The following is a 13083-nucleotide window of genomic DNA, read 5'->3' on the forward strand; positions in this document are numbered from 1 at the left end:
GGGCCGGCAACGCCCCGGCCCCGGCCGCCGCGCCGGCCGAGCCGGCCCCGGTTGAACAAGCTCCGAACTCCGACGACGAAGCCGCGCCCGCTGTTGCGGTCGCCGGCTGATCCGTCCGCGTCGTCAAACAAACGTAATTTAGAGGTAGGCCATGGCTGCCACGCACCCCGTTGCTGATCACCACGATGACCACGCCCACAAGCAGGGCTTCATCGACCGTTGGTTCTTTTCGACCAACCACAAGGACATCGGCACGCTGTACCTGATTTTCAGCTTCATCATGTTCATCGTCGGCGCGGCGATGTCGGTGGTGATCCGCACCGAGCTGGCGGTCCCCGGGCTGCAGCACGTCAATCCCGAGTTCTTCAACCAGATGACGTCGATGCACGCGCTGGTGATGATCTTCGGCGGCGTGATGCCGGCCTTCGTCGGCCTCGGCAACTGGATGATCCCGCTGCAGATCGGCGCGCCGGACATGGCGCTGCCGCGCATGAACAACTGGTCGTTCTGGATCCTGCCGTTCGCCTTCACGCTGCTGCTGCTCACCCTGTTCCTCCCGGGTGGCGGCCCCGCCGCGGGCTGGACCATGTACCCGCCGCTGTCCCTGCAGGGCGGCAGCAACGTGGCGTTCTCGATCTTCGCCATCCACATGATGGGCATCAGCTCGATCATGGGCGCGATCAACATCATCGCCACCGTGCTCAACATGCGCGCGCCGGGCATGGACCTGCTGAAGATGCCGATCTTCACCTGGACCTGGCTGATCACCGCGTTCCTGCTGATCGCCGTGATGCCGGTGCTGGCGGGCGCGGTCACCATGCTGCTGACCGACAAGTTCTTCGCGACCTCGTTCTTCAACGCCGCCGGCGGCGGTGACCCGGTGATGTACCAGCACATCTTCTGGTTCTTCGGGCACCCCGAGGTCTACATCATGATCCTGCCGGCGTTCGGCATCGTGTCGGAGATCATCCCGACCTTCGCCCGCAAGCCGCTGTTCGGTTACCAGGCGATGGTCTACGCGACCGCCGCCATCGCGTTCCTGTCGTTCATCGTGTGGGCCCACCACATGTTCACGGCCGGCATGCCGCTGGGTGGCGAGATCTACTTCATGTACGCCACGATGCTGATCTCGATTCCGACCGGCGTGAAGGTGTTCAACTGGGTCACCACGATGTGGCGCGGCTCGATCACGTTCGAGTCGCCGATGCTGTGGGCGATCGCGTTCGTCATCCTGTTCACGATCGGTGGTTTCTCCGGCCTGATGCTCGCCATCGTGCCCGCCGACTTCCAGTACCACGACACCTACTTCGTGGTCGCGCACTTCCACTACGTGCTGGTCACCGGCGCGCTGTTCGCGATCATCGCGGCGGTGTACTACTGGTGGCCCAAGTGGACCGGCCGGATGTACAACGAAGGCCTAGCGAAGTTCCACTTCTGGTGGACCATGGTGTTCGTCAACCTGCTGTTCTTCCCGCAGCACTTCCTGGGCCTGGCCGGCATGCCGCGCCGCATCCCGGACTACAACGTGGTGTTTGCCGACTGGAACCTCGTCAGCTCGATCGGCGCGTTCGGCATGTTCGTCACCCCGTTCCTGATGGCGTTCATCCTGTGGCGTTCGAAGAAGGTCGGCGCCGTGGCGCCAGCCCGTGCCTGGGAAGGCGCGCGCGGCCTGGAGTGGACCGTGCCGAGCCCGGCGCCGCACCACACCTTCACCACCCCGCCGGTCATCCGCGACGGAGACCTCGCCCACGGCGACGTCACCCACTGACCTCGAACGCCGCGCGCCATGACCCCGACCCACGACCCCCGCCTGGACCCCGACGCGCGCCGCAAGGCCGCGCGCCGGACCGCGCTATGGGTCGGGGGGATCGCGGTGGCGGTGTACGTCGCCTTCCTCCTCAGTGGAGTGCTGGGGCAATGAGCGCGCCGCAGTCCCCGGAGCAGGCCCCGAAGCCCACCAAGGGGCTGGGCAAGATGCTGGTGGTCGCCGCGCTGGCGTTCGGTTTCAGCTTCTCGCTGGTGCCGCTTTACCGGATCGCCTGCGAAAAGGTGTTCGGCATCCGCCTCGACAACACCGCGGTGGAGGCCACGCGCGGCCAGGCGGTTTCCGACCGGCTGGTCACGGTGCAGTTCGATGGCGGGGTCAACTCCAAGCTGCCGTGGGAGTTCGAGCCCAGCCAGCTGACCATGCAGGTGCGTCCCGGCCAGCAGTACGAGACCAGCTACCGGGCGCACAACACCAGCGACCGCACCATTGTCGGCAGCGCGGTGCCGTCGGTCGCGCCGGCGCGCGCGTCGGGTTACTTCAGCAAGACCGAGTGTTTCTGCTTCACCGCCCAGACCATGCACGCCGGCGAAAGCCGCGACATGCCGGTCCGCTTCATCGTCGACCCCAACCTGCCGGACGACGTGAAGACGGTGACGCTGTCCTATACCTTCTACAAGAACAACGCGCTTACCGCGCAGCAGGCCGCTTCCGCCCATCCGGTGGCCGCGGCCCCCGCTGCCGCGCCGTAACGCCACGCATCCACGAACCACGGAACCGCCGCCATGGCCCAAGCCCAAACGCCAGACGCCAACATCTACTTCGTCCCGCACAGCAGCCGCTGGCCGTTCCTCGGCTCGATCGCGCTGTTCGTGGCGATGGTCGGTTTCGCCACCTGGCTCAACGACGTCAGCTGGGGCCGCGCCACCTTCCTGATCGGTGTCGCGCTGCTGGTGGCCGTGCTGTTCGGCTGGTTCGGTGACGTGATCCGCGAGTCCGTCCGCGGCCACTACAACCGGCAGGTCGACGTCTCGTTCCGGATGGGGATGATCTGGTTCATCTTCTCCGAGGTGATGTTCTTCGCCGCGTTCTTCGGTGCCCTGTTCTACGCCCGGCAGTACGCGTTGCCGTGGCTGGGTGGTGCCGGCGACGGCATGGCGACCAACAACCTGCTGTGGGAGGGCTTCAGCGCGGCCTGGCCGAGCAACGGTCCCGCCGCGGTCGGCGGCCAGTTCCAGACCATCCCTGCCTGGGGCCTGCCGCTGCTCAACACGCTGATCCTGCTGACCTCCGGCGCGACGGTCACCGCCGCCCACCACGCACTCAAGGCCGGCCACCGCCGCGCGCTGCTGGTCTGGCTCGGCGTAACGGTGCTGCTGGGCCTTGTGTTCCTGTTCTTCCAGGCCGAGGAGTACATCCACGCCTACCAGGAACTCAACCTGACCCTCGGATCGGGCATCTACGGTTCGACGTTCTTCATGCTGACCGGCTTCCACGGCCTGCACGTGACGCTGGGTACCATCATGCTCGCGGTGATCTGGTTCCGTTGCCTCAAGGGCCACTTCGACCGCGACAACCACTTCGCGTTCGAGGCGGTTGCGTGGTACTGGCACTTCGTCGACGTGGTCTGGCTCGGCCTGTTCCTGTTCGTCTACGTGCTCTGACCCGGGCCTGCCGGCCGCTGGTCCCAGGGGACCGCGGCCGCGGCCATCGTTTTGCCGGCAACCGCGCGCGTCGCGGTTGTGGCGTTTCAGGCCCCGGCCGGATGACCGGGCTGCCCCGCCTCAGCGGCCGACGCCGTGGAACTCGATCCACCCCAGTTTCGCGGCCACCACCACCATCAGGACCAGGGCGATGGACAGCACGATGCGACGGGTCAGCGCATTGACCGTGCGCTTGCTCTCGCCCTTGTCGACCAGCATGTAATAGAGGCCGGCACCGAGGTTCCAGAGTATGAGAATCAGGAAGCCGACGATCAGCAGGGTCTTCATCAGGCAGCTCCGGCGCGCGGCGCTCGGTCGGGCGGCGTCCGCCGCGGTGCCCGCATTATCGCAGCCGCAGGCCGTGTCGCAGTGAGCCGTCGGGGCACGCTGGTGGTGGCTTGGCTGCTCGCGATCGCGACGATCGCGGCGTTCGCGAGCCTGGGCCGGTGGCAGCAGCAGCGTGCGGTCGAGAAGCAGGCGATGCTCGATGCGGCCGACCGTGTAATGACCCGGCGCGAAGTCGTTCCGCTGGCCGCGGCGCACGATCCCCACAGCGCCGGGCAGTACGACTGGGCCGCCGGCGCGGGGAGGTTCGACGCGCGCGGCGCGCTGCTGCTGGATAACCAGCAGCGCGAGGGCAGGGTCGGCGTGCGCATCTACCGCGTCTTTATTCCGGAAGGCGCAGGGCCAATGCTGGTCGACATGGGCTGGATGCCGCTGCCCCCGTCGCGCGAGCTGCCGGTCATCCCGCGGCCCGAGGGCGACATCCAGTTGCGCGGCCTGCTGGCGGCCCCGCCGTCGAGCGGCATCGCGTTGGGGCGAGGACTGGTCCAGAGCGGTGACCAGTGGTTGCTGACTCGTGTCGACATGGCGGCCATCGCCGCCGAAACCGGCCTGCCGGGCCCGCTGGCACCGCGCGTGTTGCGGCTCGACCCGGCCATGGAGCTGGGCTACGAGCGCGACCTGGAGCTGCTCGCCAACACCTTGCCGCCGGACAAGCACCGCGGCTATGCGGTGCAGTGGTTCGGCCTCGCGCTCGCGGTGCTGGCCACCGCACTGATCCTCACCTTTCGCAGGCGCCGCCCGGTGACCGGTGGGCCACGCCGATGAACACGCACGCTGCAGGAGTGATGTCGCCATGAACGAACCGGCAGGGGTCGACCTCCGCACCCGCAACCGGAATCGCGTCCTGCTGGTCGCGATCTTCGTGATGTTCTTCGGCAGCATGCTGGTGGCCGGCATCCTGCGCTTCTCCGGCTGGCAACCGGACGGGCGCAGGAACCACGGGGAGCTGCTCGATCCGCCGGCCGACCTGCGCGAGGTCGTACCGGTGCTGGCCGAGGGTGGCGAGTACGCCTGGCAGCCGGAACTGCGGACCTGGCGCATCGTCGTCGCGCCGCCCGCGCAGTGCGGCGAACGCTGCGACCGCCTGGCGCACGACCTCGATACCGTCTGGCGGCTGTTCGGCAAGGACGCGGACCGGGTGCACCTGCTCTGGATCTGCGGCGAGGATGCCTGCCTGCCGCCGGCCGACGCCCGCCCGCGGACGCTGCACGTGGTGCAGCCGGAACCGCGCCTCCGCGCCGCGCTGCCAGGGCTCGACGCCGATCCGGCGCGCGGCGTACCGGCCTACGTGGTCGACCCGAACGGGTTCGTGATCCTGCGCTACCCTCCCGGGTTCGATCCGGTCGGGCTGCGCGCCGATGTCGCCAAGCTCCTGAAGCTGATCTGACCGGCGCCCCGCGCCGCTGCAAGAGACCTGCATGACCGCCTCCCGCCATTCCTCCCCACCACGTCCCGCCGCCGCGCGTCCGGCCCGCCATTTCCACCGCCTTGCGTGGCTGGCGGTCGCGCTCGCGCTGGGCGTGATCGTGTTCGGTGCCTTCGTCCGTCTGTCCGACGCGGGGCTCAGCTGTCCGGACTGGCCGACCTGCTACGGCCGCGCCGCGTGGCCGACCGAGGTCGGCCACGGCGCGGACCATGCCGCCACCGCGATCCGACCGGTGGAGGTGCACAAGGCGTGGCGCGAGCAGTTCCACCGGATGATCGCGGGCGCGCTCGGGGTGCTGACGCTGGCGCTCGCGCTGCTCGCCGCGCGTCGCCGCCGGTACGGGATGGCCCAGGTACTGGCTGCTGCCGCGCTGGTCGCGATCGCGATCCCGCTGTACATGCGCGGCGAGCACGTGGCCGCGTCGGTGCTGGCGATCGCCGGCGAGGCGATCCTGCTGGTGGCCGCGCTGCGCTGGAGCAACCTCGACCTGGCCCGGGTGGCGGCGGTCACGCTGGCGGTGATCATCTTCCAGGCCCTGCTCGGGATGTGGACGGTGACGTGGCTGCTGAAGCCCATCGTCGTGATGGGCCACCTGCTGGGTGGACTGCTGACGTTCTCGCTGCTGCTGTGGATGGCATGGCGTGCCACCGGGTTGCCGATCCGCTTGGCCGAGGCCGGGCGCGTGCGCGTGCTGCTGATGGTCGGGCTGGTGCTGCTGGGCGTGCAGATCGCGCTCGGCGGCTGGACCAGCGCCAACTATGCGGCGCTGGCCTGCGGTACCGATTTCCCGACCTGCGTCGGCCGATGGTGGCCGCCGACCGACTTCAGCGAGGGCTTCGTGCTGTGGCGCGGCATCGGCGTCGACTACGAAGGCGGCATCCTCGACGGCCAGTCGCGCATCGCGATCCAGATGGCCCACCGGATGATGGCGGTGGTCGTGTTCGCCTACCTGCTGTGGCTGGTCGCGCGGCTGCTTCGCACACCGGGTCTGCGCGGCTGGGCGAGTTTGCTCGGCGCGCTGGCGATCGCGCAGGTCGCCCTGGGCATCGCCAACGTCAAGCTGGCGTTGCCGCTGTGGACGGCGGTGCTGCACAACGCCGGTGCGGTGCTGCTGCTGTTCGTGCTGGTCTCGCTGCTGGCGCGCGTACGCGCACCGGAGGCGTGATGGGCACGGCAATGCGACCGACGCTGCGACAGTACTGGGACCTCACCAAACCCCGGGTGGTCGCGCTGATCGTGTTCACTGCGGCGATCGGCATGTTCCTGGCCGTGCCGGGGCTGCCGCCGCTGAAGGAGTCCGTGCTCGGTTTCCTCGGCATCTGGCTGGCGGCCTCGTCCGCGGCGGCGATCAACCAGCTACTGGACTCGCGCATCGACGCCAAGATGGCGCGGACCTCGTGGCGGCCGATCGTCGCCGGCCAGGTGAGCCCGCGCCAGGCGCTGGTGTTCGCGCTGCTGCTGGCGGCGGCCTCGATGGTGATCCTGCTGGTCTGGGTCAACGTGTTGACCGCGCTGCTGACCTTCGCCTCGCTGATCGGCTATGCGGTCATCTACACGGTGTTCCTCAAGCGGGCCACGCCGCAGAACATCGTCATCGGCGGCATCGCCGGCGCCGCGCCGCCCGCGCTGGGATGGGCCGCGATCACCGGCACGCTCGACCCGCACGCGCTGCTGCTGGTGCTGATCATCTTCGTCTGGACGCCGCCGCACTTCTGGGCGTTGGCGATCTTCCGCCGCGAGGACTACCGCAAGGCGATGGTGCCGATGCTGCCGGTCACCCACGGGGTCGAGTACACCCGCTGGCAGATCCTGTTCTACACCGTGCTGCTGGTGGTGGTGACGGTGTTGCCGTGGGCCACCGGCATGAGCGGACTGTTCTACCTCGGTGGCGCGCTGGTGCTGGGCGCGGTGTTCCTCTGGCACGCCTGGCGGCTGATGGACCCGCCCGACGAGCTGTACGCGATGGAGGTGTTCAAGTACTCGATCGTGTACTTGATGGCGCTCTTCGCGTTCCTGCTGGTCGACCACTGGCTGCTGCCGCTGATGGAGCCGGCGGCGGCGTTCGAGCTTCGGCCCGTCGGCTGACGACGCAAGCGGGCTGGTCGTCGCAGCTGTCCGGCGCGGCCCGGCGGCGGCTCTGTTACTCGAACAGCGTCTGCACCACCGGGGCCGACTCGTTGGCAAGCAACGCCACCATCGTGGGATCGACCGGGTAGCCCTCGCCGTCGAACTGCAGGGCGACGGTGCCGGCCTGGGTCGTGCCACCGCCCACGCCGACCAGCAGGTCGTGCCAGCCGTTGTTGCGGTGCTTGCCCAGCGCGATCGGTGCGTGGGTGGTATCGGTGCGCCCGACCAGCGTATAGCTGCCGTCCGCCTCGCCGTGGAACACCAGCAGCGGGCAGCCGTCGGCATCGCACCACATCGGGTCGTCCAGCAACATCAGCAGGTCGTTGGTGCCGTCGCCGTCGAGGTCGCTGCGGGCCTCGCGGTACTGCGGCGCCTCGTCGGTGCCGACCGTTTCCATGTAGGCCACCAGCGCCTGCTCGGCTGCCACGCGCGGGTCGATCTTCTTGACGACGGGCGGCGGCGGAGCGGCCTGGACCTCGGCCAGTTCGGGACCGCGACAGCCGACGACCAGCAGCAGCGCGGCGGCACCGGTAAGGAGGATGGGGGTAGTGATCGACAGGCGGCGCATGGGTGGTGTCTCCGGAGGAACGCCACCGACTGTAGGCGCCGCCGCGTCGTCGCCGGGTGTATGAAAACCGGGTGAAACGCTTGCGTGGCGGCCGTCCACCCGCCGCCGGTCATGTCCGGCGGGCCCGTCCGACCGCGCCGAGCAACTCGCGCAGTTCAGCCTGTTCCTCGGCGGTGAGTGCGCCGCGACCACCCTCGTGGATGATCGCCTGCAACTCTTCGATGCGCTGCTGCAGGGTCTGGCGATCGAGCTGCGCGATCGCGTCGAGCAGTTCGTCGCGCCACTTGCCTTCGTCGCCGGCCAGCGACTGCGAGGCCAGCTTCTGCAGCGCGCTGTATTCCTCGCGCCCGGCGAAGTGTTCGACCAGCGAGCCGGTGCCGATGTCCGGGCGCGCATAGATCAGGCCGAGCAGGTCGACCAGCAGTTCGATGCCGGGCTGGCGCAGCGTGGCGAAGCGGAACGGCGGCTCCAGCTCCAGCGCGAGCGCCGGACGCTGCAGCAGCAGTGCGATTGCGGCGCGGACCAGGCTGCGCCGAGGCGTCGGGGTGCCCCGCGACGGCGCCCGTGCGCGCTGCGCCGGCACGTGGGTTTCCGGGCTGCTCGCGCGTGCGCCGACGCCCGTCAGCTCCGTCAGCCGTTGGCGCATGAGATCGGCGAAGGCGCCATCGGGGATCTGCGCCAGCAGCGGCTTGGCCCGCTCGGCCAGCCGGCCTTTGCCTTCCAGCGTGCCGAGATTGACCTCCGCAGCGAGCGAGTCGAACAGGAACCGCGACAGCGGCACCGCCTCGCGCAGGCGCGCGTCGAAACCGGCCGCGCCTTCCTTGCGGACGATCGTGTCGGGATCCTCGCCCTCGGGCAGGAACAGGAAGAACGCCTGCCGGCCGTCCTTCATCCGCGGCAGCACCGACTCGAGCGCCTTCCACGCCGCGCCGCGCCCGGCGCGGTCGCCATCGAAGCAGAAATAGACGTCGGGTGCGTTCCGGAACAGCAGTTCGGCGTGGTCCGGGGTCGTGGCGGTCCCCAGCGTCGCGACCGCGGTCTCGACCCCGTGCTGGAACAGCGCGACCACGTCCATGTAGCCCTCGACCACCACCAGCCGCTCGATCTTCTTGTTGGCCTGGCGGACCTGCCACAGGCCGTACAGTTCGCGCCCCTTGTGGAACAGCTCCGTCTCGGGCGAGTTGAGGTACTTCGGGCCGGGGTCCCGGCCGTCCTCCTCCGGCGCCAGTACGCGGCCGCCGAAGCCGATCGTGCGGCCGCGCCGGTCGTGGATCGGGAACATCACCCGATCGCGGAACTTGTCGTAGACGCGGCCGCTGTCGTTCTTCGAGAACAGGCCGCCGCGCTCGAGCAGCCGCATCCGGCGCTCATCGCTGCCGAGCGCGTCGCGCAGCGCGTTGAACCCACCGGGCGCGTAACCGATCCCGAAGCGCTCGCGGATACCCGCGTCGACCCCACGGTCGTCGAGGTAGGCCCGCGCGCGCGGAGTGGCGGCCAGTTGCCGGCGGTAGAAGGTCGCCGCCGCCTCCATCGCCGAGTACAGGTCCTGGCTGTCGGGGTTGGCGTTGCGCTGGAAGGTGTCGCGCGGCACCTCCATCCCGTTCTGGCGCGCCAGTTCCTCGACCGCGTCCAGGAACTCCAGCCGGTCGTACTCCATCAGGAACTTGATCGCGGTGCCGTGCGCGCCACAGCCGAAGCAGTGGTAGAACTGCTTGCCCGGCGAGACCGTGAAGCTCGGTGAGCGCTCGTCGTGGAACGGGCAGCGCGCCGAGTATTCCTTGCCCTGCCGCTTGAGCGGCACGCGCGCGCCCACCAGCTCGACGATGTCGGTGCGGGCGAGCAGGTCGTCGATGAAGGCGTCGGGAATGCGGGCCATGGCTGCCCGGACCGGGCGCGGTAACGATGAAGCGGACCGCTAGGATGCCACCGCCGGGGCGGTCACGGGCGGCCGGTGGTTGCGTCGGTCGCGGCCGGGGGCGTGCGGTCGGCGCGTGCGCGCTGGCGCGCCAGCCGGCGGGAGACCCGCGCATGCTCGTCGAGCATCGCCGTGATCAGGGCACCCGCCAGGAACACCACCGCGCAGTAGTACAGCCACACCAGCATCACCACCAGGCCGCCGGCCGGCCCGTAGGCGTTGCCCAGGCTGGCCTGGCCGAGGTACAGGCCGATCGCCCAGCGGCCCACGATGAACAGTCCNCGCAGTAGTACAGCCACACCAGCATCACCACCAGGCCGCCGGCCGGCCCGTAGGCGTTGCCCAGGCTGGCCTGGCCGAGGTACAGGCCGATCGCCCAGCGGCCCACGATGAACAGTCCGGCAGTCAGCGCGCCGCCCGCCAAGGCGCGCGACGGACTGACCGGGCGATCCGGCAGCAGCCGGTACATGCCGGCGAACACCAGTGCGTAGAGCACCAGCGAAAACGCCTCCGCGAACACCGGCAACAGGTCCGGCAGCCATGCCATCACGACCGCGAGGGCGGCCTGGACCGCCATCGACACCACCAACAGGAAACCGACTGCAATGGCCATGCCGAACGACAGCAGGCGCTTGCGCAGCCACGCCAGCAGCCCGAGTGCGCGCGCATCGGAGCGGAATACCCGGTTGAGGGCGGCCTGCAACTGGCCGAACACGACCGACGCGCCGACCAGCAACGCGCCGGTGCCGAGCAGCGCGGCCAGCGAGCCGGTGCCGGGACGGCGCTCGGCGTTGGCGACGATCAGCCGCGCGGTTTCTTCGACCTGCGGTCCGACCAGCAGGCCGACCTGCCGGAAGAATTCCTCCTGCGCAGTGGGCAGCAGCGCGGTGGTCAACCACAGCAGCATCAGTACCAGCGGCGCCAGCGAGAGCAGGGTGTAGAACGACAGCGCGGCGGCCAGCGCCAGCAGGTCGTAGGCGAAGAAGCGATGGATGAACTTCGCCGGCCAGCTTTCCTCGATCCGCTCCTGCAGTTCGTCGAGGCGTTCGCCAAGATCCGGCTGGTCCGTCTCGGGCACGTCTTCGCCGGCACGGCGGGCAGGCGTTGCGGGATTCGGGGATCGGTCGGCCATGGAGTGTTGTTTGTGGAGGATGCCCCGCCAGTATCGGGGCGACGAGGTTAGCGTCGAGTGGGTCGACGGATAGCGGTGGCTGCCAGCCCCGGAAACGCGAAAGGCCGGGATGTCCCGGCCTCGTCGTGCGCCACCCGGGCGGTTCAGCCCAGGCGCTGCTTCACCAGCTTCGACACCAGGCCCATGTCGGCCTGGCCGGCCAGCCGCGGCTTGAGCACGCCCATCAGCTTGCCGATGTCGGCCTGGCTGCTGGCGCCGGTCTCGGCCTTGGCCGCGTCGATCGCGGCGATGATCTCGGCCTCGCCGAGCTTGGCCGGCAGGTAGCGCTCGATCACGGTGATCTCCTCGCGCTCGACCGCGGCCAGGTCCTCGCGGTTGGCAGCCTCGTACTGGGTGACCGAGTCGCGCCGCTGCTTGACCATCTTGTCGAGCACCGCCAGCACCTGCGCGTCGTCCAGCTCGATCCGCTCGTCGATCTCCCTCTGCTTGATCGCGGCGTTCATCAGCCGGATCACGCCGAGGCTGTGCTTGTCGCCGCCCTTCATGGCGGCCTTCATGTCGTCGGTGAGCTGCTGCTTGAGGGTCATGGCGGGGTCCTTGGGTGGGGCGCGCGCCGCCGGTTCCGGCGGAACGCAAAAAGCCGGCGGCGCTCACGGCGCGGCCGGCTTTGGCTTCCCTGTGAAGTCCCCGGCGCGGATGGCCGGGAGCTACGCAGGATGCGCGATCAGTACAGCCGCTGGCGCTTGGTCACGTCGCGCGAGGCGCGGCGGGACTGGCGCTTCACCGCGGCGGCGGCCTTGCGCTTGCGTTCCTGGGTCGGCTTTTCGTAGAACTCGCGCTTGCGGGTCTCGGCGAGGACGCCGGCCTTCTCGCAGGTGCGCTTGAAGCGACGCAGGGCAAACTCGAAAGGCTCGTTTTCGCGGACTTTGACGCTGGGCATAAGTATCTCGGTTCGGGTAAACAGCCCGGATGGGTCCGGGCGAGCCGCGTATTGTACCGGCGCAGGTTTCGACAGTGCAAGCCGGTCCCGCACACCCGGCCCGCGTGCGGCTCCCACGCCTGTTCAGCGGGGCCTGGAGCGGATCGGACCCGAGCCGCTCGCGCGTTCAACCGGCGTGGGGGCGGCCGCGCGTATGCTCCGCGGCTTCGATGGCCCATGGTCGCAACATGATGACTCTCCTACGCCGGCGGCTGGCGCCGCTGTTGCTGTTGCCGCTGGTGCTGATCGCAGGCTGTGGCGGCGAGACCGTCCGCCCTGATCCGCCCTCCGCGCCGACCGTCGTTGTGCCACCCCCCGAAATCCGCGTCGGCCTCGCGCTGGGTGGCGGCGCCGCCAAGGGCTTCGCACACATCGGCGTCATCAAGATGCTGGAGGCCAACGGCATCACGCCGCGCGTGGTCGCCGGCACCAGCGCCGGCAGCGTGGTCGGTGCGCTCTATGCCGGTGGCATGGGCCCGTTCGAGCTGCAGCGCGAGGCAGTGGCGCTGGACGAATCGAGCATCCGCGATGTCAGCCTGTTTGCCGGTGGCCTGGTCAAGGGCAAGGCCTTGCAGGACTACGTCAACGCGCAGGTGGGCGGGCGGGCGCTCGAGCGCATGGAGAAACCGTTCGCCGCGGTCGCCACGCGGCTCGAGACCGGCGAGCGGGTCGCGTTTGCACGCGGCAACACGGGCCAGGCGGTGCGCGCATCGAGCAGCGTGCCGGGCGTGTTCGAGCCGGTCGCGATCGGCCAGTGGCATTACGTCGACGGCGGCGTGGTGAGTCCCGTGCCGGTGGATGCCGCGCGTGACCTGGGCGCCGACCTGGTGATCGCGGTCGACATCTCCAGCAAGGCCACCGGGCAGAAGCCCACGCACCTGCTCGGTATCGTCAACCAGTCCATCAGCATCATGGGCCAGCAGCTGGGCCAGCAGGAGATGGCGCGCGCCGACGTGGTCATCCGCCCGCAGGTGACCGACATCGGCGCGGCCGATTTCGAGCAGCGCAACCGCGCCATCCTCGAAGGCGAGCGTGCGGCGCTGGCTGCGTTGCCGGCCATCCGCAAGGCGATCGCGACGTTGCAGGCCGAGCGCGTGGCCGCGGCCAGCCGGGCGGCCGCGGC

At 69.5% G+C, this 13083-nt stretch carries 16 protein-coding genes; 9 read left to right on the forward strand and 7 right to left on the reverse strand.

Annotation, left to right across the window (positions count from 1 at the left end):
• Positions 1-151: 151 nt before the first annotated feature.
• Genes ctaD through ACKVMH_RS10255 form a run of 4 tightly spaced genes read left to right on the forward strand, consistent with a single transcriptional unit; the run spans position 152 to position 3429 of the window.
• Entirely contained in the window at positions 152-1768 is a 1617-nt protein-coding gene (gene ctaD, locus ACKVMH_RS10240) for a cytochrome c oxidase subunit I (protein ID WP_412700205.1), read from the forward strand.
• An 18-nt stretch (positions 1769-1786) separates the two neighbouring features.
• Positions 1787-1921, forward strand: coding sequence for a hypothetical protein (locus ACKVMH_RS10245; RefSeq protein WP_412700206.1), 135 nt, complete (start codon positions 1787-1789; stop codon positions 1919-1921).
• The gene (locus ACKVMH_RS10250; protein WP_412700207.1) at positions 1918-2517 is read left to right on the forward strand and encodes a cytochrome c oxidase assembly protein; all 600 of its coding nucleotides are present in this window, start codon (positions 1918-1920) and stop codon (positions 2515-2517) included. Before ACKVMH_RS10245 ends, ACKVMH_RS10250 begins: the two co-directional genes overlap by 4 nt.
• A 33-nt stretch (positions 2518-2550) precedes the next feature.
• Complete coding sequence (locus ACKVMH_RS10255; protein ID WP_412700208.1) at positions 2551-3429, forward strand: cytochrome c oxidase subunit 3; 879 nt, start codon at positions 2551-2553, stop codon at positions 3427-3429.
• A gap of 120 nt (positions 3430-3549) precedes the next feature.
• Here the strand turns inward: ACKVMH_RS10255 and ACKVMH_RS10260 are convergent, their stop codons facing one another.
• Positions 3550-3756 carry a twin transmembrane helix small protein gene (locus ACKVMH_RS10260; RefSeq protein ID WP_215218935.1) on the reverse strand — a complete coding sequence of 69 codons (207 nt, stop codon included), beginning with the start codon at positions 3754-3756 and terminating at the stop codon, positions 3550-3552.
• Positions 3757-3837: 81 nt separating this feature from the next.
• On the opposite strand from ACKVMH_RS10260, the gene ACKVMH_RS10265 reads away from it, so the two are divergent.
• Genes ACKVMH_RS10265 through cyoE form a run of 4 tightly spaced genes read left to right on the forward strand, consistent with a single transcriptional unit; the run spans position 3838 to position 7324 of the window.
• Positions 3838-4578 carry an SURF1 family protein gene (locus tag ACKVMH_RS10265; RefSeq protein WP_412700209.1) on the forward strand — a complete coding sequence of 247 codons (741 nt, stop codon included), beginning with the start codon at positions 3838-3840 and terminating at the stop codon, positions 4576-4578.
• Between the two features lie 28 nt (positions 4579-4606).
• Entirely contained in the window at positions 4607-5200 is a 594-nt protein-coding gene (locus ACKVMH_RS10270; RefSeq protein WP_215218933.1) for a hypothetical protein, read from the forward strand.
• Between the two features lie 31 nt (positions 5201-5231).
• Entirely contained in the window at positions 5232-6404 is a 1173-nt protein-coding gene (locus ACKVMH_RS10275; protein WP_412700210.1) for a COX15/CtaA family protein, read from the forward strand.
• 11 nt (positions 6405-6415) lie between these two features.
• A complete protein-coding gene (gene cyoE / locus ACKVMH_RS10280) occupies positions 6416-7324 on the forward strand; it encodes a heme o synthase (RefSeq protein ID WP_215218931.1) in 909 nt (302 codons plus the stop codon).
• Positions 7325-7379: 55 nt separating this feature from the next.
• On the opposite strand, the gene ACKVMH_RS10285 is transcribed toward cyoE, so the two are convergent.
• The 6 genes from ACKVMH_RS10285 to rpsU form a co-directional block, all read right to left on the reverse strand.
• Entirely contained in the window at positions 7380-7934 is a 555-nt protein-coding gene (locus ACKVMH_RS10285) for a hypothetical protein (RefSeq protein WP_412700211.1), read from the reverse strand.
• Positions 7935-8043: 109 nt separating this feature from the next.
• A complete protein-coding gene (gene dnaG / locus ACKVMH_RS10290; RefSeq protein WP_412700212.1) occupies positions 8044-9810 on the reverse strand; it encodes a DNA primase in 1767 nt (588 codons plus the stop codon).
• Between the two features lie 62 nt (positions 9811-9872).
• Positions 9873-10118, reverse strand: a complete 246-nt coding sequence (locus ACKVMH_RS10295) for a YhjD/YihY/BrkB family envelope integrity protein (protein ID WP_412700213.1) — start codon at positions 10116-10118, stop codon at positions 9873-9875.
• A complete protein-coding gene (locus ACKVMH_RS10300; protein ID WP_412700214.1) occupies positions 10037-10981 on the reverse strand; it encodes a YihY/virulence factor BrkB family protein in 945 nt (314 codons plus the stop codon). The genes ACKVMH_RS10295 and ACKVMH_RS10300 overlap by 82 nt, the downstream gene beginning before the upstream one ends.
• 143 nt (positions 10982-11124) lie before the next feature.
• Positions 11125-11568: a GatB/YqeY domain-containing protein gene (locus ACKVMH_RS10305; protein WP_215218927.1), complete on the reverse strand. Its 444-nt coding sequence runs from the start codon at positions 11566-11568 to the stop codon at positions 11125-11127.
• Between the two features lie 137 nt (positions 11569-11705).
• The gene (gene rpsU / locus ACKVMH_RS10310; RefSeq protein ID WP_036137208.1) at positions 11706-11921 is read right to left on the reverse strand and encodes a 30S ribosomal protein S21; all 216 of its coding nucleotides are present in this window, start codon (positions 11919-11921) and stop codon (positions 11706-11708) included.
• 230 nt (positions 11922-12151) lie between these two features.
• Between rpsU and ACKVMH_RS10315 the strand changes: the two genes are divergently transcribed.
• Positions 12152-13083: patatin-like phospholipase family protein (locus ACKVMH_RS10315; RefSeq protein WP_412700215.1), on the forward strand; the 932-nt coding region annotated here is incomplete at its 3' end.

Origin of the sequence: Lysobacter zhanggongensis, from assembly GCF_046638635.1 — a bacterium.
GTDB classification, from domain to species: Bacteria; Pseudomonadota; Gammaproteobacteria; order Xanthomonadales; family Xanthomonadaceae; genus Novilysobacter; species Novilysobacter luteus.